Source organism: Rhizobium sp. CB2179, assembly GCF_057653455.1.
This window is the reverse complement of sequence record NZ_CM172781.1, coordinates 1,844,674-1,865,901: the sequence shown is the minus strand read 5'-3', so window position 1 is coordinate 1,865,901 and position 21,228 is coordinate 1,844,674. Positions and strand designations below refer to the sequence as shown.

Genomic DNA, 21,228 nt, shown 5'->3' with positions numbered 1-21,228 from the left:
CTCCAGGTTCAGCCCAGAACCGGAACGCAGCGCACATCGGTCTTCACCGAATTTGCAATGAAGCATTCGCCGTGAGCGCGATCGTGTAGAGCTTCCAGCTCGCTCAGCGAGGGCTGCTTTTCGCCGCTGAAGACGACATGCGGACGGAGGGTCACGACGGTCATGGCAAGGCGGCCTTCGGCATTCTTCTCCATGATGCCCTCGGCGGCATCGGTGTAGCTGTCGACGCAAAAGCGCTGTTTGGCGGCGATCGACAGGAACCAGAGCATGTGGCAGCTGGAGAGCGAGGCGACGAAAGCTTCCTCCGGATCGACGGCATCTTCGGCGGAATAGGGCAGCGGAACGACATGCGAGGAGGAAGATGCCCTCACCTCGGTGCCGCCGTCGAAGGTCCAGCGGTGGACGCGGCTGTAGCGGTTGTCGGTGAAGGTCTCGCCGCTCCGCTGCCAGGCGATCGTTGCGCCGTATTTCGCCATCCTTGTCTCCTTTTTCCACACAATTCCGGATGCAAAACCGAGGTACAGTTTTGCTGGAATTGCTCTATTTCGCAAATTCAGCCAGCTGCGTCATGATGACGGCAGCGCCCTGCAGGCGTTTTTCCGGCGTCGGCAGGTCGCGGGTCAGGAACAGGCTGTGGTCGGGGCGGATCTTCGCCATCGTGCCCTGCTTGCCGATATAACCGACGAGGTTTGCCGGGTTGGGGAATTCCTTGTTGCGGAACTGCACGACGACGCCCTTCGGGCCGGCATCGAGCTTTTCGACATTGGCGGTGCGGCAGAGCGACTTGATGTAGACGATCTTCAGCAGGTGCTGGACTTCGATCGGCATGGGGCCGAAGCGGTCGATCATCTCGGCGCCGAAGCCGTCGATCTCCTTGAGTTCGGTGATTTCGCCGAGACGGCGGTAGAGCGCCATGCGCAGGTGCAGATCAGGCACGTAGCCTTCCGGGATCATCACCGTCGTGCCGACGGAGATCTGCGGTGACCAGCCGGTATCGTGGATCTCGTCGACACCCTTGACCTCGGCGACCGCCTCTTCCAGCATCTGCTGGTAAAGCTCGAAGCCGACCTCCTTGATATGGCCGGACTGCTCCTCGCCGAGCAGATTGCCGGCGCCGCGGATATCGAGATCGTGGCTTGCCAACTGGAAGCCGGCACCGAGCGTATCCAGCGACTGCAGCACCTTGAGGCGGCGTTCGGCGGTGGCCGTCAGCACCTTATTAACAGGCAGGGTGAAGAGCGCAAAAGCGCGCACCTTCGAGCGGCCGACGCGGCCGCGCAGCTGATAGAGCTGGGCAAGGCCGAACATGTCGGCGCGGTGGACGATCAGCGTATTGGCGGTGGGTACGTCGAGGCCGGATTCGACGATGGTGGTCGACAACAGCACGTCGTAACGGCCTTCGTAGAAAGCGTTCATGATGTCTTCGAGTTCGCCGGCCGGCATCTGGCCATGGGCGACGGCGACCTTCAGCTCCGGCAAATCCGACTGCAGGAAGGCATGCACGTCCTCGAGATCGGCAAGCCTTGGGCAGACATAGAAGCTTTGGCCGCCGCGATAATGCTCGCGCATCAGCGTCTCGCGGATGACCAGGCTGTCAAAAGGCGAAATGAAGGTGCGCACCGCCATGCGGTCGACCGGCGGGGTGGTGATCAGCGACAATTCGCGCACACCGGTCATGGCGAGCTGCAGGGTGCGCGGGATCGGCGTTGCCGACAGCGTCAGCACGTGCACGTCGCTTTTCAGCTCCTTCAGCCTCTCCTTGTGCTTGACGCCGAAATGCTGTTCCTCGTCGATGACGAGCAGACCGAGATTGGCGAATTTGATGCCGGCGCCGAGCAGCGCATGGGTGCCGACGACGATATCGGTCTTGCCTTCCGCCACTTCCTTCTTGGTCAGCGCCAGTTCCTTGGCGCCGACGAGGCGCGAGGCCTGTTGGATGCGCACCGGCAGACCACGGAAACGGTCGGAGAAGGTCTTGAAATGCTGGCGGGAAAGCAGTGTCGTCGGCACGACGACGGCGACCTGGGCGCCGTTCATCGCCGCGACGAAGGCAGCGCGCAGCGCCACTTCGGTCTTGCCGAAGCCGACGTCGCCACAGACGAGGCGATCCATCGGCCGGCCGGCACCGAGATCGGAGCGCACGGCTTCGATGGCGTTTTCCTGGTCCTCGGTCTCGTCATAGGGGAAGCGGGCAGCGAATTCGTCGTAAAGGCCTTCCGGCGTCGTCAGCATCGGCGCGTGGCGCGTCAGGCGCTCGGCGGCGATGCGGATCAGCGCATCGGCCATGTCGAGCAGGCGCTTCTTGAGCTTGGCCTTGCGCATCTGCCAGGCGCCGCCACCGAGCTTGTCGAGCTGGGCTTCGGTGCCCTCGCCGCCGTAGCGCGAGAGAAGATCGATGTTTTCGACCGGCAGGAAGAGCTTGGCCTCGTCGGCATATTGCAGTTCGAGGCAGGCATGCGGCGCGCCTGCGGCCTCGATGGTCCTCAGCCCGATGAAGCGGCCGATGCCGTGTTCGGCGTGGACGACGATCGAGCCCTCGTCGAGGCCCGCGACCTCCGAAATGAAATCGGCGGCGCGCTTGCGGCGCTTGGAGCGGCGCACCATACGGTCGCCGAGGATATCCTGCTCGCCGATGACGACGAGATCGCCGGCCTCGAAGCCGGCTTCGAGGCTGAGCACGGCAGCGGCCGCCTCGCCTCTCGCCAGCGAGCCGACATCCTTCAGCGCCTCGATCGGCTTGACCTTTTCGAGGCCGTGCTCGTTCAGCACCTGCAGCAGGCGTTCCAGCGAGCCTTCGGTCCAGGCGGTGACGAGCACTTTCGCGCCGGCGGCGCGGCGGTCGGCGATATGCTTGACGACGACGTCGAAGATGTTGATGCGTTCGGCATCGCCGCCGCCTTCGGCGTTCGAGCGGGCCCAGCGCTGGCCCTGGCGGGCGTCGACATTGACGACCCGCCGCGCCTCGCCCTCATGCTCGTTGAAGGGGCTGATGCGGATCGCGCCGAGCGCATCGAGGGTTTTGACGAAAAGCTTGCTGTCGAGATAGAGCTGGCCCGGCGTCACCGGCTTGTAAGGCGTGCCCTGCGTCATCCCCTTGGACGGCTGGCCGGAGTTCAGGCGGGCGTCGTAATAATCGAAAACGAGCTTGGAGCGCTCTTCGGCTGCTTCACGCACCGTATGGTCGATGACGATCCGGAAGCCGCTCAAATAATCGAAGACGGTATCGAGCTTCTCGTAGAAGAGCGGCAGCCAGTGCTCCATGCCGGGGTAACGGCGGCCTTCGGAGACGGCAAGATAGAGCGCGTCGTCGCGTGTGGTCGCGCCGAAAGCGGAGAGGTAATTCTTGCGGAAACGGCTGATCGTATCGGGCGTCAGCGTCACCTCGCTCATCGGATTGAGATCGAGGGAACGCACCTGCCCGATCGTGCGCTGGCTGGCCGGATCGAAGGAGCGGATGCTCTCCAGCGTATCGCCGAAGAAATCGAGGCGGACCGGCTCTTCGGAACCCGGCACGAAGACATCGAGAATGCCGCCGCGCACCGCATATTCGCCGACTTCGCGAACGGTGGCGACCCGCTCGAAGCCATTGCGCTCCAGGCGGCCGGCGAGATCGTCCATGCGCAGCTGGTTGCCGGGACGGGCCGAAAAGCTCAGGCTTTCGATGACATTCTGCGGCGCCACCTTCTGCAGCATGGCATTGGCGGTGACGAGCACGATTGCCGCATGCGGCTTCTTGCGATGGGCGATGAGGCCACCGAGCGCAGCCAGCCGGCGGGCCGAGGTGTCGGCGCTCGGCGAGACGCGGTCATAGGGCAGACAGTCCCAGGCCGGCAGGGTGAGAACCGGAATGTCGGGGGCGACGAAGCTCAGCATTTGCTCCAGATCGGCCATGCGGTGGCCGTCGGACATGACATAGGCGACCGGCTCTCCCGTTCGGGCGAGCTCGGCGAGCAGCAGCGTTTCAAGACCTGCCGGCACATTGCCGATCGTCAGCGGCTCGGCAATGGCCGCAAGCTTCTTCGCATCGAAACCAGGGATCATTCCGGCGTCCTGAGGGGCTTGTCAAAATCGGGCTTATAGGCGGCAATGCGGGCAAACATCGGTGTCTGGAAACGCTCAGGCACCGGCCATGTTCCCATGATCCAGCGGACGAGATCATTGTCCTCTTCCGCCATGATCGTCTCGAACTCGTCGAGTTCGGCTTCCGACAGTCTGGCAACCTCGGCTTCGGCGAACTGGCCGAAGACCAGATCCATTTCGCGGATGCCGCGATGCCAGCAGCGGAAAAGGATCCGGCGGCGGCGCGGGTCGAGACCGGCACTGGTGAGCGTGACACCTGTCATGGCATACCTTCCTGTTGATGCGCCTCTATAGACCCTGGAAAGCGGCTTGTCAGCCTTGCCAAGGCCGCATTGTTTATCGCATTTTGGCCGCATGCGCCCCGCCATTCTCGATCCTCTGTTTTCCCCTATTTCGGGCCTTCCGGGCGTCGGCCCGAAGATCGCCGACCTGCTGGTCAAGCTGCTCGGGCGCGAGTCGCTGGAGGATTGCCGGGTCATAGACCTGCTCTTCCACGCGCCCTTCTCGCTGATCGACCGGCGCAACCAGCCAGGCATCGCCCGCGCGCCGCAGGGCGCAATCGTGACGATCACGGCGCGCGTCGACCGCCACCAGGTGCCGCCGGGCGGCAAAAGCAATATCCCCTACCGCGTCTTCCTGCATGACGAGACGGGCGAACTGACGCTGGTGTTCTTCCGCGGACAGGCGGCATGGCTGGAGAAGCAGCTGCCTGTTGACGCGGAGGTGACGGTCAGCGGCAAGATCGATTGGTTCAACGGCCGCGCCTCGATGGTGCATCCCGATTATATCGTCAGGGCCGACGAGACGGAGAGCCTGCCGCTGGTCGAGCCGATCTATCCGCTGACGGCGGGGCTCTCGCCGAAGACGCTGCGCAAGATCATCGACGCCGGCCTGCCGCGGTTTCCCGAGCTGCCGGAATGGGATGATCTGGCACTGACGCAGCGAGAGGGCCTGCCATCGATCCGCGACAGTTTCCACATGCTGCACGAGCCGCACGACCCTGGGGATATCGACCCGCAGGCCCCTGCCCGGCGGCGGCTTGCCTATGACGAATTCCTCGCCGGCCAGCTGTCGCTGAGCCTGGTGCGGCAGAGGCTGCGCAAGGTGGCGGGCCAGCCGGTCACTGCGACCGGCGCCATCAGCAGCAAGATCCTGAAGGCGTTGCCCTTCTCGCTGACATCAAGCCAGAACGAGGCGATCGCCGAGGTTTTGAAGGATATGGCCGGCAACGAGCGCATGCTGCGGCTGCTGCAGGGCGATGTCGGTTCCGGCAAGACGCTGGTGGCGCTGATGGCGATGGCGGCGGTGATCGAGAGCGGCGGCCAGGCCGTGCTGATGGCGCCGACGGAAATCCTGGCGCGGCAGCACCACGCAACGATATCGAAATTCGCCGCCTCTGCCGGGCTCGGCATCGAGGTGCTGACCGGGCGCACCAAGGGACGCGAACGGGAAGAAATCCTGGAGCGAATCGCCTCGGGTGCCGCCCAGATCGTCATCGGCACGCATGCGCTGTTTCAGGACAGCGTCGCCTACGCCAATCTGATGCTTGCCGTCGTCGACGAGCAGCACCGTTTCGGCGTGCATCAGCGCCTGCGGCTGACCGCCAAGGGCCTCTCGCCGCATATGCTTGTCATGACGGCGACGCCGATCCCGCGCACGCTGGTGCTCGCCGCCTTCGGCGATATGGACGTCTCCAAGCTTACCGAAAAACCGGCCGGCCGCAAGCCGATCCAGACGATCACCGTGCCGATGGAACGGACCGGCGAAATCGTCGGTCGGCTGCAAAGCGCAATCACCGAGGGCAAGAAGGCCTACTGGATCTGCCCGCTGGTCGAGGAGTCCGAAGAGCTCGACCTGATGTCGGCCGAGGAACGGCATGCGACGCTGGTCTCAGCACTTGGCCCCGGTATCGGCCTCATCCACGGTCGCATGAGCGGGCCGGAGAAGGACGCGGCGATGATGGCGTTCAAGAACGGCGAGACCCGGCTGCTCGTCGCCACGACCGTCGTCGAGGTCGGTGTCGACGTGCCGGATGCGACGATCATGGTGATCGAACATGCCGAACGCTTCGGCTTGGCGCAACTGCATCAGCTGCGCGGCCGCGTCGGGCGCGGAGACGAAGCCTCGACATGCATCCTGCTCTACAAGGGGCCGCTCGGCGAGACCGGCCATGCCAGGCTTTCGATCATGCGGGAGACGGAGGATGGCTTCCGCATTGCCGAGGAGGACCTGAAGCTGCGCGGTGAAGGCGAATTGCTCGGCACAAGGCAATCCGGCACGCCGGGCTTCCGCATCGCCAGCCTCGAGGCGCATGCCGACCTGTTGGAGATTGCCCGCAAGGATGCCGCTTACCTCATCGAGCGGGATCCGGAGCTGACCAGCGAAAGGGGAGCGGCGATCCGCACCCTGCTCTATCTCTTCCGCCGCGACGAGGCGATCCGTTTTCTTAGAGCTGGATAAAGCGCGCTGCGGCGCGCTTTAAGTCATTGTTCTATGCATGTCGTTACCCCAAAACCGCTGAACACTTTTGGGCGACATGCATCATTCAGCCTTGGAAACCGCGACCGGCTTCGGCCGCGGCAAATGCTTCTGCTTGGGATCAGCCGGCTTGTGCTCGGGCGCCACGAGCCCGCCTGAAATCAGGAACTTGGCGGCGTCTTCCGGCGACATATCGAGCATGACGATCTTCTCGCGCGGCACGAAGATGAGGAAGCCGGCTGTCGGCACCGGCGTCGGCGGCAGGAAGACGGCGACCATGTCCTGGCCCATAGCATTGAACTTCGAAGCGATTTCGCCCTTGGCGTCGGTGGCGATGAAGATCAGTGCCCAGAGGCCGGGACCCGGATATTCGATGAGGCCGACCTTCTTGAAGGAGTTCGCCTGCTCCTTCAGCACGGTTTCGAAAATCTGCTTCACGCTTCGATAGACCGTGCGCACCAGCGGCATGCGCTGAACGATCGATTCGCCGAACCGAACGATGCTCTGGCCGATGAGGTTCTTGCCGAGAAAGCCGACGACGGTGATCAGCACGATGGCGATCAGCAGACCGAAACCGGGAATGGCGAAATTGAGATAGCTTTCCGGATTCCAACGCGCCGGAATATAGGGCCGGACCCAGCTGTCCGACCAATGGATGAAGGTCCAGGTCAGCCAGATGGTAATCGCGATCGGCGCGCAGATGATCAGCCCTGCGAGAAAATTATTCCTCAGCCGGGTCGCGACCGGCATTCTGGGGGTGTTGTCGGTCATCGTTTCCTGATGATCTCCATCTCAGTCGTGGACAGGCCGGTACGCCGGCCCTTCCCCCTTGTCCGCGGACCAAAACTGCCAGAATTCGGGGCGTCGCACAATATGTTTCGGCGCGTAGGTCCCGGCGTTACAGGCTTATTCCACCGTCACGGATTTCGCCAGGTTGCGCGGCTGATCGACATCGGTGCCCATGAAGACGGCGGTGTGATAGGCGAGCAGCTGGATCGGCAGCGAGAAGATCATCGGCGCGATGATTTCATCGACCACAGGCAGGGTGATCGTCGCCATGGTCGGCAGTTTCGAAGCCGCTGCACCGGCCTCGTCGGTGATAAAGATGATGCGGCCGCCGCGGGCTGCGACCTCCTGCATGTTCGAGACGGTCTTTTCGAAGAAACGGTCGTAAGGGGCGATGACGATGACAGGCATGTTCTCGTCGATCAGTGCGATCGGTCCGTGCTTCAATTCGCCGGCGGCGTAACCTTCGGCGTGGATATAGGAAATTTCCTTAAGCTTCAGCGCGCCTTCCATGGCAAGCGGGAAGCTGGTGCCGCGGCCGAGATAGAGCACGTCCTTGCACTTCGACAGCTCGCGCGACAGGCTTTCCATCTGCGGCTGAATAAGGTTCAGCACCCGGCTCATGATGCGCGGCATTTCGGCGAGATGGCGCACAAGCGCCCTCTCCTCATCAGCACTCACCGTGCCGCGCGCCTTGCCGGCGCCGATCGCCAGCGCTGCCAGCACGGCAAGCTGGCAGGTGAAGGCCTTGGTCGAGGCGACGCCGATTTCGGGGCCGGCCATGATCGGGAAGACGGCATCGGATTCGCGCGCGATCGTCGATTCGCGGACATTGACGACGGCGCCGATTTTCAACCCGTTGTCGCGGCAATAACGCAAGCATGCCAGCGTATCGGCGGTCTCGCCGGACTGGGAGATGAAGAGTGCCGCCTGTGACGGCGACAGCGGCATTTCCCGGTAGCGGAACTCGGAGGCAACGTCGATCTCGACCGGCAGGCGAGCATAACGCTCGAACCAGTATTTGCCGACGAGGCCGGCGAGATAGGCGGTGCCGCAGGCCGAGATTGCAAGGCCGGTCGTCGCTTTGAAGTCGATCGCGGCGGCATTGGCGCCGATCGTGTTCTCGGCGAAATCGACATAGTGGCTGAGCGCGTGGGAGATCACCTCCGGCTGCTCGTAGATTTCCTTTTCCATGAAATGGCGGTGGTTGCCCTTGTCGACGACATAGGCGGTCGCCTGCGAGATCTGCCGGGCGCGTTTGACCGGCTTGCCGGCGAAATCGAGCACCGCGACACTGTCGCGGGTGAGGATGGCGCAATCGCCGTCGACGAGATAGGTGATCTCGTTGGTGAAGGGCGCGAGCGCGATCGCGTCCGAGCCGAGGAACATCTCGCCACGGCCGTAGCCGACGGCAAGCGGCGGTCCGGAACGGGCGGCCATGATCGTGCCGGGATCGGCTTTGAGCATGATGGCCAGCGCATAGGCGCCGGTTACCCGGTTCAGCATCTTCAGCATGGCGGCGCGCGGCTCCAGGCCCTCGCGCAGGTATTTCGCCATCAGATGGGCAACGACTTCGGTGTCGGTCTGGGTTTCGAAGACCGACCCCTCCTCGGTCAGTTCGTCGCGAAGCTCGGAAAAATTCTCGATGATGCCGTTATGGACGACGGCGACGCCTTCGACGAAATGCGGATGGGCATTGGTCTCGTTCGGAACGCCGTGGGTCGCCCACCGTGTGTGGGCGATGCCGACGGTGCCGGGCAGCGGTTCGCTGTCGAGGCGCTTTTCCAGATTGAACAGCTTGCCCTCGGCGCGGCGGCGATCCATCACGCCGTCATGAATGGTGGCGACGCCGGCGGAATCGTAACCGCGATATTCGAGACGCTTCAGCGCATCGACCAGGCGCCCGGCAACAGGCGCAGTTCCGACGATCCCCACAATGCCGCACATATAGTATCCCCATAAAGGCTTCGATGACGAGGCCAGTCCTAACAATTCCTGCTTATTTCTCAATCACCTCGGCGGTCACTTTCAATTTCCGCCGGTTACGCAAGGCCGGTCAGGCTTTCGCCTTCTTCGCCGCCTTGATGGCGAGCGCACGCTCACGCAGCAGCGTCGCGCGGCCGGGCTTGATCTCCTGCCGGGCGCGGCCGAGCGCCAGCGCGTCGGCCGGCACATTGACGGTAATGACGCTGCCGGAGGCGATATAGGCGCCGTCGCCGATCGTCACCGGCGCGACCAGCGAGGAATTGGAACCGATGAAGGCGTTTTCGCCGATCACCGTCTCGCTCTTGTTGACGCCGTCATAGTTGCAGGTGATCGTGCCGGCGCCGATATTGCTGCCGGCGCCGATGACGGCATCGCCGATATAGGTGAGGTGGTTGACCTTTGCGCCCTCCCCGAGCCGGCCGTTCTTGACCTCGCAGAAATTGCCGACCTTCGAACCGGTACCGAGATCCGCACCCGGCCGCAGCCGGGCGAAGGGACCGACGGTCGCGCTCTCGCTGACATGGGCGCCTTCGATATGCGAGAAGGCATGGATGACGGCGCCGCTGTCGATCACCGCGCCGGGACCGAAGACGACGTTCGGCTCGATCAGCGCATCCTGGCCGATGACGGTATCGTAGGAGAGAAAGACCGTTTCCGGCGCGATCATGGTGACGCCGGAAAGCATCATCTGGTGGCGGCGGCGCTCCTGCCAGAAACGCTCGATCACGGCGAGTTCGGCACGGGTGTTGCAGCCGGTCATCTCGATCTCGGGAGCATCGACGGCGGTGACGCGTCCGCCGAGCGAACGGGCGATCTCGACGAGATCGGTCAGGTAGAATTCGCCCTTGGCATTGGCATTGCCAATGCGCGTGAGAAGATCGAGCGCCTTTCTGCCGTTGATCGCCATCAGTCCGCTGTTGCACCAAGTGACGGTGCGCTCGGCATCGGTCGCATCCTTTTCCTCGCGGATGGCGATGAGTTCGCCGTCCTTGACAAGCAGGCGGCCGTAGCCGGTCGGGCGGTCGGTGTGGAAACCGATGACGACGACATCGCTGCCATCGGCAAGGCCCTGGCGAGCGGCCTTCAGCGGTCCGTCGGTCTGCAGCGGCACGTCGCCATAGGTGACGAGAATATCGTCATAGCCCTTGGCGATCGCGTCGCGCGCCGCCTGCACTGCATGGCCGGTGCCGAGGCGTTCCTTCTGCAGATAGGATTCGATGCTGACGCCGCCGATGCTCGCCGCCTTTGCCACGTCCTCGGCATCACGGCCGACGACAAGGGCGACGGACGAGATGCCGGCGGAGGCGACCGCCTCGACCACATGGGCGATCATCGGCCGTCCGGCGACCGGATGCAGCACCTTCGATTTCGAGGATTTCATCCGCGTGCTGTCACCGGCGGCAAGGATGACGGCAAGACAAGTGCGTTCCATGATTTGCTCCGCGAATCCGCGCCATGAGGCGGCTTTATCGCCTCATACTGCAAAAATCCCTAAATCGGAATCGATTTAAGGATAAATCGCTGTCGATATGCAAAGCCTTCACAAAGGTGAAATTGCGGCCGAAATCGATCCTATGATGGCCTCGGAACCGCGGGCCGCGAAGGCTTCGTGCACATGAATGCGACCGTCCAGGATGACGTCCTCCATCGCACGGCGCGCGGCGGCGTTATCGCCGGACACGATCGCATCGACGATGCGCATATGGGTGTCGGCGATATTGGCGAAGCCGTTTTCGGTTGGCGGCGTGCTCATCCGGAACATTCCGACGAGAGCCGCTTCGATGAGGCTGCCCAGTGTCCGCATGAAGGGATTGTGCGAGGCTTCGGCGATCGCCAGGTGAAAATGAAGGTCGGCGAGTGCCAGGCTGTCGGCCGTATGACCCGCCGCTGCCATCTCGAGCGCCAGCCCGCGTAGCGTCTCGATCTCCTCGGCATTCGCCCGTTCAGCGACGAGACCGGCGGCGAAGGGTTCGAAGGCGAGACGAATATCGTAGAGCTGCAGCAGGAATTCTTCCGTCACGCCGTTGTCGAAGTGCCAGGCGATAATCTCGCTGTCGAACATGTTCCAGAGATTCTTCTCGGTCACACGCGTGCCGACCCGGGCCTTGGCGACGACCATGCCCTTGGCGGCGAGCGTCTTCATCGTCTCGCGCAAGACCGTGCGGGACACTTTGAAACGCTGCGCCAGTTCCGTATCGCCCGGCAGGATCGAGCCGACGGGATAGGTGCCGGCGACGATCGCCTTGCCGAGCTCGTCGACGACCTGAGCGTGGCTCGTCCGGGTTCTGCGCCCCGTCTTGCGTGTCTCGTCCAATTTGTAGCGCAAGCGATCCGTCTCCCCCTCAGGCGTACCTCTTGTTCAGACTGGAAATGAACAGGATGGCTTTCTGCATCAGGATGAATGCAAACAGCAGAAGACCAATCAGAATCTTGGTCCACCAGCTCGACAGCGTACCATCGAAGGTGATGTAGGTCTGAATGAGCCCCTGGATCAGGATCCCGATCAAGGTTCCCGCCACGAATCCCGCTCCTCCGGTCAGCAGCGTCCCCCCAATGACCACCGCCGCGATGGCATCGAGTTCGACGCCGACTGCTGCAAGAGAATATCCGGCAGAGGTGTACAGCGAAAAAACGATCCCGGATAGGCCCGCCAGAAAGCCCGACAGCGCATAGATCTGGATTGTCGTGCGGCCGACCGGCACGCCCATCAGCCGCGCCGTCTGCGGACCGCCGCCGAGTGCATAGACATTGGTGCCGAAGCGGGTGCGCTGGGCGATGAAGATGCCGACGGCAAAGACCAGAAGCATGATGCCGCCGATCAGCGTCAGCCGCCCGCCGCCGGGCAGACGATAGTAGAGGCTCGTCAGCGTCGAATAATATTCATGATCGATCGGGATGCTGTCGATCGAGAGCACGAAGGCCATGCCGCGTGCCAGGAACATGCCGGCAAGCGTGACGATGAAGGCCGGCATTTCGAGATAATGGATGATCGCGCCCATGATACCACCAAAGACAGTGGTGATGACGAGCACGATCGCGAAAGCGAGCAGCGGATGGATCGAGGTGTTCTGCAGGATCACCGCGAGGAAGACGCCGGTAAAGGCGATGACCGAGCCGATCGACAGATCGATGCCGCCCGAAATGATGACGAAAGTCATGCCAACGGCGGCAATGCCGAGAAAGGCGTTGTCGGTCAAAAGATTGCCGATGACGCGCGTCGACAGAATGTTCGGATATTGCAGCGCGCAGCCGGCATAGGCGAGCACGAAGATGACGATGGTCGCAAGCAGCGGCAGGTATTTGGAGTTCATTTCGGCTGCTCCCTACCGCCCTGCCGGCGGCTGGCGAAGATGGCGAGCGATTGGACCGCCGGCGACTGGATGACGAGGATGACGATAATGATGACGGCCTTGATGATCAGGTTGAATTCAGGTGGAAAGCCGGCGGACAGGATGCCGGTATTCACCGCCTGGATGATCATCGCGCCGATCAGCGACCCGAGAATGCTGAAGCGGCCGCCGAGCAGCGAATTGCCGCCGACGACAACGGCGAGGATGGCGTCGAGTTCCAACCATAGGCCGGCATTGTTGGCATCGGCGCCCTTGATGTCGGCTGCGACTATGATGCCCGCGATCGAGGCGCAGAGCCCGCTCAGCATATAGACCGCCATCAGCAGCACCGGCGTTTGAATGCCGGAGAGCGTGCTGGCGCGGCGATTGATGCCGACGGCCTCGATCAGCATGCCGAGCGCCGTGCGGCGGACGAGCAGGATCACGAGCAGGCCGACGAGAAGCCAGATGACGACAGGCATCGGCAGGAGCAGCAGCGAACCGCTGCCGAAGAAGGTGAGCCCGTCATTGTTGAAGGTCAGGATGGCGCCTTGGGTGATCAGCTGGGCGATGCCGCGGCCGGCGACCATCAGCACTAGCGTCGCGATGATCGGCTGGATATTGAGGACCGCCACCAGGAAACCGTTCCAGACGCCGCAGGCAAGCCCGATCGCAAGCGTCAGGATAATGGTGTAGGCAACTGAATTTCCGGAGACAATCGACGATGCGGCGACGGCGCCGCAGATGGCGATGACTGCACCGACGGACAGGTCGATGCCCTTGGTGGCGATGACCAGCGTCATGCCGATCGCCAGCAGCGCCACCGGCGCGCCGCGGTTCAGCACGTCGATCAGGCTGCCATAGAGGCGGTCATTCTGAACCACGACATTAAAAAACTGCGGCGACGTTATGAAATTCAACAGAAGAATGACAACGAGCGCAATCAATTGCGGCGCCAAGCGATATGCCAGCGCTTTCAGCGAGGACCTCATGCATCCTCCATCTTGTGTTCGGCGGCGGCGATGGCTTCGACGATGCCGGCAGCGGTGATACGCTCGCCTGTCAGTTCGGCGATATGCTGTCTGTCGCGAAGTACGATGACACGTGAACTATAGGCGACAAGCTCTTCAAGTTCCGAGGAAATCACGATGAGCGACATGCCACCGGCGCAGAGCTCTTCGATGAGCCGGATGATCTCGGCATGGGCACCGACATCAATGCCGCGGGTCGGCTCGTCGAGGATCAGAAACTTCGGATTGGTCGCCAGCCAGCGGGCGAGGATCGCCTTTTGCTGATTGCCGCCTGACAGTAGCCGGATCGGCTTCTCGCGATCGGTGGTGCGGATATCGAGCGCCTTGATGTAGCGGTCGGCAAGCGTGTTCTGTTCGGCGCGCGACAGCGGCCGCGTCCAGCCGCGGCGGGCCTGGAGCGCAAGTGCGATGTTCTCCCTGATCGACAGGTCGCCGATGATGCCATCGGTCTTGCGGTCCTCGGGGCAGAAGCCGAAACCCTTTGCGATCGCGGCGCGCGGGCTCGAAATCGTCACCGGCTGGCCGTCGATCGTGGCGCTGCCGCTGTCGGCATGCTCGATGCCGAAAAGCAGTTCGGCAGTTTCGGTGCGGCCGGAACCGAGCAGCCCGGCGACGCCGACCACCTCTCCGGCGCGCACTTCAAGATCGAATGGTTTGACCTTGCCGCGTTTGCCGTAGCCTGCAAAATGATATCGGACGTCGCCGGCCGCAAGGCTGCGTTCCCTGACGGTCTCTTCTACATGCGCCAGTTCGCGGCCGAGCATCATGGCGATCAGGCCCTGGCGCGGCAGATCGGCGGCGTCGCGGGTACCGACGAGCTTGCCGTTGCGCAGCACGGTGATACGGTCGCTGATCGCATAGACCTGCTCGAGAAAATGGGTGATGAAGACAATGCCCAGGCCGCGCTTCTTCAGGTCTTCGATGATGCGGAAGAGCAGCGCCACCTCCTGATTGTCGAGACTTGCGGTGGGCTCGTCGAGGATCAGCACCTTGCCGGAGAGATCGACGGCACGGGCGATGGCTACCACCTGCTGGACAGCGACGGAAAAACGGCCAAGCTCGGCGGTGACGTCGATATCGACGCCGTAGCCGGCGAGCAGGTCGCGCGCCTTGCGGTTCATCGAACGCACGTCGGTCATGCCGAAGCGCCTTGGCTGGCGTCCGAGAAAGAGGTTTTCGGCGACGCTCAGATTGGAAAGGAGATTGACCTCCTGATAGACCGTGCCGATACCGAGCTTCTGGGCGGCGAGCGTATTGGCCGGATTGATTTCCTGGCCTTCCAGCATCAGGCTGCCCTCGTCACGATGATAGGCGCCGGTGATGCACTTGATCAGCGTCGACTTGCCGGCGCCGTTCTCGCCCAGCAATGCGTGCACCTCGCCTCTGCGGAGCGTGAAATCGACCTTATCCAGCGCCACTGCGCCGGGAAAGAATTTCGATATTCCGGAGGCCGCGAGAACGTTCTCGAAATCGTGAATCATAAGGGTCTGTTTTCCTGATATTGACGGCAAAAGCCGCGCCGCGGCCGGACATGACGTCCCAAGGCGGCAAAGGCAGTTCCGCACCGGTCCATGACGGGCCGGTGCGGTTCTACAGCGCCGCCTGGTCTCTTCGAGAGGCATAGAGGACGCTGTAGCGCTTTGAATTGCTGCATGATTTATCCCGAAATCGAATTCCGATTTAAGGAATTATGCAGCAGTGTCACATCAGATCAGTAGCCCTGACCCTTTTTCTCTTCATAGACCTTCATCGGCTCGTCGGCAGGCGTGTAGAGCTTGGACTCGGTCTGGATCCACTTGGCCGGAGCCTTCTTGTCCTTCAGATAGGCTTCCAGCGCATCGAAGGCCGGACCTGCCATATTCGGCGTCAGCTCGACCGTGGCGTTGGCCTCGCCTTCGGACATCGCCTTGAAGATATCCGGTACGGCGTCGATGGAGACGACGAGGATATCCTTGCCAGGCTTCAGACCGGCTTCCTTGATCGCCTGGATGGCGCCGACGGCCATGTCGTCGTTATGGGCGTAGAGAGCGCAGATATCCTTGCCGCCATTCTCGGCCTTCAGGAAGCTTTCCATGACTTCCTTGCCCTTGGTGCGGGTGAAGTCACCGGTCTGGCTGCGAACGATCTTGAGGTTGTCGTGGCCGGCAAGGGCCTCTTCGAAGCCCTTCTTGCGGGCGATGGCCGGCGACGAACCGGTGGTGCCCTGAAGTTCAACCACATTGCACTTCTTGTCGCCGACGGTCTTGACCAGGAAGTCGCCTGCGACCTTGCCTTCATGGACCAGGTCTGACGTAACAGCCGTCAGATAGAGATCGTCCGGAGCCTTGATGGTACGGTCGAGAAGGATGACCGGAATCTTGGCTTCCTTGGCTTCCTTGAGAACCTCGTCCCAGCCGGTTTCAACGACCGGAGCAATGAGAATGGCATCGACGCCCTGAGCAATGAAGGAGCGCAAAGCCTTGATCTGGTTTTCCTGCTTCTGCTGCGCATCGGCAAACTTCAGATCGATGCCGCGCTTCTTGGCCTGCTCCTTGGTCACTGTCGTTTCAGCCGCACGCCAGCCCGATTCCGAGCCGATCTGCGAGAAGCCGACGGTGAGGCCGGCGGCCGAAGCCGAACCGAACATGCAGGCAGCCAGAATCGTGGCACTCAAAAGTGCAGTCTTCAATTTCATGATTTCCTCCCAATGCCGCATCTCGCGGCGCAGGGTCAAAAAATCATATAGTATTACTTTTGTAAATCGGAATCTTGGGATGCGTTGCAGCAAAAAAAGAGCGCCTACAAGGGCGCTCTTCGCATCTGCGAGATGGCTACGGGACTATTTACCCGGCAGCTTATCGTCGACGCCTTCGACATAGAAGTTCATGCCGAGCAGCGTGCCGTCATCGGCCTTCTCGCCAGCCTTCAGCCAGGGCGTTCCGTCCTGCTTGTTGATCGGGCCGGTGAAGGGATGCAGTTCGCCTGACTTGATCTTGGCTTCGGTTTCCTCGGCCATCTTCTTCACGTCGTCGGGCATGTTGGTATAGGGCGCCATCTTCAGGATGCCGTCCTTCAGGCCGTCCCAGCTCTGCTCGGACTTCCAGGTGCCGTCCAGAAGAGCGTGAACGCGCTTGGAGTAGTAGGTCCCCCAAGTGTCAACGATTGCCGTCAGCTGAGCCTTCGGGCCTGCTGCGATCATGTCGGAGGCCTGGCCGAAGGCGTGGATGCCGCGTTCTTCGGCGACCTGCATCGGCGCAGTCGTGTCGGTGTGCTGCGTCAAGACGTCGACGCCCTGGTCGACCATCGCCTTGGCGGCATCGGCTTCCTTGCCGGGGTCGAACCAGGTGTTGACCCAGATGATCTTCAGCTTGAAGCTCGGATCGACCGACTTGGCGCCCTGTTCGAACGAGTTGATGCCCATCACGACTTCGGGAATCGGGAAGGAGGCGATGTAGGCCGCGCCGTGATTCTTCGAGGTCTTGGCGGCGATCTGGCCGAGGATGTAGCGGCCTTCATAGAAGCGCGAATTGTAGGTCGCAAGGTTCGGGCCGGCCTTGTAGCCGGTGCCATGCTCGAACTTCACGTCCGGGAACTTGGCGGCGACCTTGACGGTCGCGTCCATGAAGCCGAAGGACGTCGTGAAGATCAGCTTGCAGCCGGAACGGGCAAGGCGCTCGATGGCGCGCTCGGCATCCGGGCCTTCCGGCACGTTTTCGAGATAAGGCGTGTCGATCTTGTCGCCGAACTCGGCCTGGATCTGCTGGCGGCCGAGGTCGTGGGCCTGTGAATAACCGCCGTCGGTATGCGAACCGACATAGACGAAGCAGACCTTCGTCTTGTCCGCGGCTTGCGCGGCGGAAGAGATGCCGATCACGGCGGCAGCCGAGGCGGCAAGTGTGAATGCTAACTTCTTCATGGGGACCCCTGTTGGTTTGAAGTTATTGCGTAAACCCGTCTTTGTATTGTTGCTTTATCGCTCCGGCACGAAGGCTTTTCCGAGCGACGCGGGCGTGTTGATCAACGTCGTGCGCCGATTATGGGAAATGATGATGAGAACCACAATAGTCGCGGCATAGGGCAGCATCGAGAGAAACTGCGAGGGAATGCCGAGACCGAAGGCCTGCGCGTGAAGCTGCAGGATGGTGACCGCGCCGAAGAGATAACCGCCGGCAAAGACCCGCCACGGCCGCCAAGAGGCAAAGACCACCAGCGCCAGCGTGATCCAGCCGCGGCCGGCCGACATGTTCTCGGCCCATTGTGGCGTGTAGACGAGCGAAAGCTGCGCGCCGGCAAGACCGGCGCAGGCACCGCCGAACATCACCGCCAGATACCGCGTGCGGATGACGTGAATACCGAGTGCGTGGGCCGAACCGTGATTGTCGCCGATCGCCCTGAGCTTCAGCCCGATCCGGCTGCGGAACAGGAACCAGCTGACGCCGACGACGAGCGCGATCGACAGGTAGAAGATTAGGTCCTGGCTGAAGAGAGCGTGGCCAACGACCGGAATATCCGACAGGGCGGGAATGACGATCTCTCCTAGCCGAATGCCGGGCACGCTGACATAGGCTTCGCCAAGCATGCCTGAGGCGCCGAGGCCGAGAAGGGTGAGCGCCAGTCCAGTTGCCACCTGGTTCGCCACCAGCGTCAGTGTCAGGAAGGCAAACAACAGAGAGAAAAGCGCGCCTGCCGCAATGCCGCAGACAATGCCGACATAGGGCGAACCCGACATCTGCGCGCCGGCAAAGGCGGCGACTGCACCCATGATCATCATGCCTTCGACGCCGAGATTGAGAACGCCGGAGCGCTCGGTCACCAGTTCGCCGAGTGCGGCGATGACGAGCGGCGTCGAGGCGGTGATGACAGTCAGAAGAATGGCTTCGAAGATGCTCATGCCGCCCTGCCCCTTAACCGCGACCAGACAATGCGGATTTTGTAATAGATCAGCGTATCGCAGGAGAGCACGAAGAAGAGCAGTAAGCCCTGGAAGACGCGGGTGACCTTGTCGGAAACGCCGAGCGAAAGCTGGGCTGCCTCGCCGCCGAGATAGGTCAGCGCCAGCACCAGGCCGGATGCAATGATGCCGAGTGGATTGAGGCGGCCAAGGAAGGCGACGATGATGGCGGTGAAGCCGTAGCCCGGCGAAATCGCCGGCTGCAGGTGGCCGATCGAGCCGGAAACCTCGCTGATGCCAGCAAGGCCGGCAAGAGCGCCCGAGAAGAGAAAGCTGAACCAGATCATCTTCTTCGACGAGAAACCGGCAAAACGCCCTGCCCGTTCCGATTGGCCGAGCACGACGATCTCGAAGCCTTTCAGCGTATAACGCAGCATGAACCAGGCACCGACCGCCGCAATGATGGCGAAGATGAAGGCCCAATGGGCGCGGCCCGACTCTTCCCAGATCGCCGGCAGCACCGCCTCCGGCGCGAAATCGCGCGAGACTGGAAAGTTGAAGCCCTTCGGATCCCGCCACGCGCCGCGAATCAGCCAGTCAAGGAAGAGCTGGGCGATATAGACCAGCATCAGTGACGTCAGGATCTCATTGGTGTTGAAATGCGCCTTCAGCAGCGCCGGAATGGCGGCGAAAAGCGCACCACCGAACGCACCAAGGATCAGCATCAGCGGCAGCACGAGCGGCGAATGCCAGTCGTAAAAGACGATCGGCAGATAGGAGCCGGTGATGGCGCCGATGGTGAACTGGCCTTCCGCGCCGATATTCCAGTTGTTCGAGCGATAACAGACGGCCAGGCCGACGGCGATCAGGATAAGCGGGGCGGCCTTGATCGCCAGCTCGTGCAACGACCAGACCTCGAGCAGCGGCTCGATGAAGAAGGCGTCGAGTGCCTCGACCGGGTCCTTGCCGAGCATGGCAAACATGATGGCGCCGAATACCAGCGTCAGGACAAGGGCAAGCAGTGGCGAGACGACGGCGAAGAGCTTCGAGACGTCGGGCCGTTTTTCAAGTTCAATGCGCATGGGGCGCCTCCGGGAGAGAGCTGCTCTCGTGCAGTCCGCCCATCAGCAGTCCGATCCTTTCCCGCGTCAGTTCGCCGGCCGGGAACGGGCGGGAAAGACGGCCTTCGCAGATGACGGCAATATCGGTCGCCACTTCGAAGATCTCGTCGAGATCCTGGCTGATAACGACGACGGCCGAACCAGCTCTTGCGAGATCGACGAGCGCCTGACGGATGCGGCTTGCAGCCCCGGCATCGACGCCCCAGGTCGGCTGGTTGACGACGAGGACTGCCGGCTGACGGTCGAGCTCGCGTCCGACGATAAACTTCTGCAGGTTGCCGCCTGACAGGGAGCCGGCCGCCGGATCATCACCGCTCTTGCGGACATCCATCGCCTCGGAAATGCGCCTTGCGGCGGATTTCACCGCAGCGTGGCGAATGATACCGAGCAGGCCCAGAAACGCCTTGCGGTCCGACTGGCTGCGGGCAAGGACGAGATTATCCGACAGTTTCATGGCAGAGACGGCGGCATGGCCATGGCGCTCCTCCGGCACGAAGCCGGCGCCGAGAAGACGCCGGGCGGTAATGCCCTGGTTACCGACCGGCCTCTTGCGGATGACGATCGCCTCGGCCGAAACAACGGGATACTCGCCGGACAATGCGTCGAAGAGCTCGCTTTGGCCGTTGCCCGCGACACCTGCTATGGCGAGGATTTCGCCGGAGCGCACCGCCATCGACACATCACGCAGCGGCATGGCGAAGGGGGTGCGCGCGGCGACGCAAAGGTTGGCGACCGCAAGCTGCACCTCGCCCTTGTCGCTGCGCTCCGGATGCGTCACGGTCGCCACTTCGCTGCCGACCATCATGCGGGCGAGCGAGGCCGGCGTTTCGTGTTTGGGATCGCATGCGCCGGTCACGCGGCCATGGCGCAGGACTGTGGCGCGGTCGCAGATGCGCTGCACTTCCTCCAGGCGGTGGCTGATATAAAGAACCGAGCGCCCCTCGGCACGCAGTTTGAACAGCGTCTCGAACAGCTTGTCGGCTTCCTGCGGCGTCAGCACCGAGGTCGGTTCGTCGAGGATGATGAGCTTCGGGTTCTGCAGCAGCGCACGGACGATCTCGATGCGCTGGCGCTCGCCGACCGAGAGGTCGGCGACATGGGCATGCGGATCGAGCGGCAGGCCGTAGGCGTTGGACAGCACCCTCGCCTCCTCGGCGATTTTGTCGATCGGGATGGCGTCATCGAGCGACAGCGCGATGTTTTCGGCAACCGTCAGCGCCTCGAACAGCGAAAAATGCTGGAAGACCATGCCGATGCCGAGCTTGCGGGCTTCACCGGGCGACGCGATCGCGACCGGCTGGCCCTGCCAGAGGATATGCCCGCCCGTCGGCTCGAGAACGCCGAACAGCATCTTCACCAGGGTGGATTTGCCTGCACCATTTTCGCCGAGAAGCGCATGAATTTCGCCCGGCGCGATATCGAGATCGATTTCATTGCAGGCTGCAAAGCCACCGAAGAACTTCGTCAGCTTCTGGACCGATAATAACGCGCCGGAATCCGGCACATTCAATGGCGACACGTTCCCCTCATTTCTTCTGCCAACCGGT

The 21,228-nt window shown here is 62.4% G+C and carries 16 protein-coding genes; 1 reads left to right on the top strand and 15 read right to left on the bottom strand.

The features are described 5' to 3' along the window. Positions 1 to 8: 8 nt before the first annotated feature. From AC244Q_RS09410 to AC244Q_RS09400, 3 genes are all read right to left on the bottom strand, one after another. The gene (locus AC244Q_RS09410) at positions 9 to 476 is read right to left on the bottom strand and encodes an OsmC family protein (protein ID WP_012757430.1); all 468 of its coding nucleotides are present in this window, start codon (positions 474 to 476) and stop codon (positions 9 to 11) included. Positions 477 to 540: 64 nt separating this feature from the next. Next, a complete protein-coding gene (gene mfd / locus AC244Q_RS09405) occupies positions 541 to 4,041 on the bottom strand; it encodes a transcription-repair coupling factor (protein WP_128406978.1) in 3,501 nt (1,166 codons plus the stop codon). Further along, positions 4,038 to 4,343, bottom strand: a complete 306-nt coding sequence (locus AC244Q_RS09400; RefSeq protein WP_012757428.1) for an FAD assembly factor SdhE — start codon at positions 4,341 to 4,343, stop codon at positions 4,038 to 4,040. The genes mfd and AC244Q_RS09400 overlap by 4 nt, the downstream gene beginning before the upstream one ends. Positions 4,344 to 4,434: 91 nt before the next feature. Here AC244Q_RS09400 and recG point away from each other — a divergent pair, with 91 nt between their 5' ends. Next, the gene (gene recG / locus AC244Q_RS09395; protein WP_128406979.1) at positions 4,435 to 6,540 is read left to right on the top strand and encodes an ATP-dependent DNA helicase RecG; all 2,106 of its coding nucleotides are present in this window, start codon (positions 4,435 to 4,437) and stop codon (positions 6,538 to 6,540) included. A gap of 81 nt (positions 6,541 to 6,621) precedes the next feature. On the opposite strand, the gene AC244Q_RS09390 is transcribed toward recG, so the two are convergent. The 12 genes from AC244Q_RS09390 to AC244Q_RS09335 all read right to left on the bottom strand — a co-directional run bounded on the left by AC244Q_RS09390 (position 6,622) and on the right by AC244Q_RS09335 (position 21,200). Then, positions 6,622 to 7,329 (bottom strand): DUF502 domain-containing protein, encoded by a 708-nt coding sequence (locus tag AC244Q_RS09390; protein ID WP_128406980.1) that lies wholly within the window; start codon positions 7,327 to 7,329, stop codon positions 6,622 to 6,624. 135 nt (positions 7,330 to 7,464) lie between these two features. Beyond that, positions 7,465 to 9,291, bottom strand: coding sequence for a glutamine--fructose-6-phosphate transaminase (isomerizing) (gene glmS / locus AC244Q_RS09385; RefSeq protein ID WP_128406981.1), 1,827 nt, complete (start codon positions 9,289 to 9,291; stop codon positions 7,465 to 7,467). A 109-nt stretch (positions 9,292 to 9,400) separates the two neighbouring features. Next, positions 9,401 to 10,762, bottom strand: a complete 1,362-nt coding sequence (gene glmU / locus AC244Q_RS09380) for a bifunctional UDP-N-acetylglucosamine diphosphorylase/glucosamine-1-phosphate N-acetyltransferase GlmU (protein ID WP_128406982.1) — start codon at positions 10,760 to 10,762, stop codon at positions 9,401 to 9,403. 108 nt (positions 10,763 to 10,870) lie between these two features. Continuing rightward, on the bottom strand, positions 10,871 to 11,656 hold the full coding sequence (locus AC244Q_RS09375) for a FadR/GntR family transcriptional regulator (protein ID WP_003559341.1): 786 nt from the start codon (positions 11,654 to 11,656) through the stop codon (positions 10,871 to 10,873). A 16-nt stretch (positions 11,657 to 11,672) separates the two neighbouring features. Further along, positions 11,673 to 12,641 (bottom strand): galactofuranose ABC transporter, permease protein YjfF, encoded by a 969-nt coding sequence (gene yjfF / locus AC244Q_RS09370; RefSeq protein ID WP_012757422.1) that lies wholly within the window; start codon positions 12,639 to 12,641, stop codon positions 11,673 to 11,675. Beyond that, the gene (locus tag AC244Q_RS09365; protein ID WP_128406983.1) at positions 12,638 to 13,651 is read right to left on the bottom strand and encodes an ABC transporter permease; all 1,014 of its coding nucleotides are present in this window, start codon (positions 13,649 to 13,651) and stop codon (positions 12,638 to 12,640) included. Before AC244Q_RS09365 ends, yjfF begins: the two co-directional genes overlap by 4 nt. Next, positions 13,648 to 15,171 carry a galactofuranose ABC transporter, ATP-binding protein YtfR gene (gene ytfR / locus AC244Q_RS09360; protein ID WP_012757420.1) on the bottom strand — a complete coding sequence of 508 codons (1,524 nt, stop codon included), beginning with the start codon at positions 15,169 to 15,171 and terminating at the stop codon, positions 13,648 to 13,650. Before ytfR ends, AC244Q_RS09365 begins: the two co-directional genes overlap by 4 nt. A gap of 230 nt (positions 15,172 to 15,401) precedes the next feature. Beyond that, positions 15,402 to 16,364: a galactofuranose ABC transporter, galactofuranose-binding protein YtfQ gene (gene ytfQ, locus AC244Q_RS09355; RefSeq protein WP_128406984.1), complete on the bottom strand. Its 963-nt coding sequence runs from the start codon at positions 16,362 to 16,364 to the stop codon at positions 15,402 to 15,404. 144 nt (positions 16,365 to 16,508) lie between these two features. Further along, complete coding sequence (locus tag AC244Q_RS09350; RefSeq protein ID WP_128406985.1) at positions 16,509 to 17,585, bottom strand: BMP family ABC transporter substrate-binding protein; 1,077 nt, start codon at positions 17,583 to 17,585, stop codon at positions 16,509 to 16,511. Positions 17,586 to 17,639: 54 nt separating this feature from the next. Next, complete coding sequence (locus AC244Q_RS09345) at positions 17,640 to 18,560, bottom strand: ABC transporter permease (protein ID WP_012757419.1); 921 nt, start codon at positions 18,558 to 18,560, stop codon at positions 17,640 to 17,642. Beyond that, positions 18,557 to 19,642: an ABC transporter permease gene (locus AC244Q_RS09340; RefSeq protein WP_128406986.1), complete on the bottom strand. Its 1,086-nt coding sequence runs from the start codon at positions 19,640 to 19,642 to the stop codon at positions 18,557 to 18,559. Before AC244Q_RS09340 ends, AC244Q_RS09345 begins: the two co-directional genes overlap by 4 nt. Continuing rightward, entirely contained in the window at positions 19,632 to 21,200 is a 1,569-nt protein-coding gene (locus AC244Q_RS09335) for an ABC transporter ATP-binding protein (protein WP_113545098.1), read from the bottom strand. The genes AC244Q_RS09340 and AC244Q_RS09335 overlap by 11 nt, the downstream gene beginning before the upstream one ends. Positions 21,201 to 21,228: the final 28 nt, after the last annotated feature.

Bases quoted from the DNA above. Each gene is read 5' to 3' on its own strand.
- glmU (WP_128406982.1), bottom strand. From the start codon at position 10,762: ATGGAACGCACTTGTCTTGCCGTCATCCTTGCCGCCGGTGACAGCACG.
- AC244Q_RS09340 (WP_128406986.1), bottom strand. From the start codon at position 19,642: ATGCGCATTGAACTTGAAAAACGGCCCGACGTCTCGAAGCTCTTCGCC.
- AC244Q_RS09390 (WP_128406980.1), bottom strand. From the start codon at position 7,329: ATGACCGACAACACCCCCAGAATGCCGGTCGCGACCCGGCTGAGGAAT.
- AC244Q_RS09400 (WP_012757428.1), bottom strand. From the start codon at position 4,343: ATGACAGGTGTCACGCTCACCAGTGCCGGTCTCGACCCGCGCCGCCGC.
- mfd (WP_128406978.1), bottom strand. From the start codon at position 4,041: ATGATCCCTGGTTTCGATGCGAAGAAGCTTGCGGCCATTGCCGAGCCG.
- AC244Q_RS09410 (WP_012757430.1), bottom strand. From the start codon at position 476: ATGGCGAAATACGGCGCAACGATCGCCTGGCAGCGGAGCGGCGAGACC.
- ytfQ (WP_128406984.1), bottom strand. From the start codon at position 16,364: ATGAAATTGAAGACTGCACTTTTGAGTGCCACGATTCTGGCTGCCTGC.
- glmS (WP_128406981.1), bottom strand. From the start codon at position 9,291: ATGTGCGGCATTGTGGGGATCGTCGGAACTGCGCCTGTTGCCGGGCGC.
- AC244Q_RS09350 (WP_128406985.1), bottom strand. From the start codon at position 17,585: ATGAAGAAGTTAGCATTCACACTTGCCGCCTCGGCTGCCGCCGTGATC.
- yjfF (WP_012757422.1), bottom strand. From the start codon at position 12,641: ATGAACTCCAAATACCTGCCGCTGCTTGCGACCATCGTCATCTTCGTG.
- ytfR (WP_012757420.1), bottom strand. From the start codon at position 15,171: ATGATTCACGATTTCGAGAACGTTCTCGCGGCCTCCGGAATATCGAAA.
- recG (WP_128406979.1), top strand. From the start codon at position 4,435: ATGCGCCCCGCCATTCTCGATCCTCTGTTTTCCCCTATTTCGGGCCTT.
- AC244Q_RS09345 (WP_012757419.1), bottom strand. From the start codon at position 18,560: ATGAGCATCTTCGAAGCCATTCTTCTGACTGTCATCACCGCCTCGACG.
- AC244Q_RS09365 (WP_128406983.1), bottom strand. From the start codon at position 13,651: ATGAGGTCCTCGCTGAAAGCGCTGGCATATCGCTTGGCGCCGCAATTG.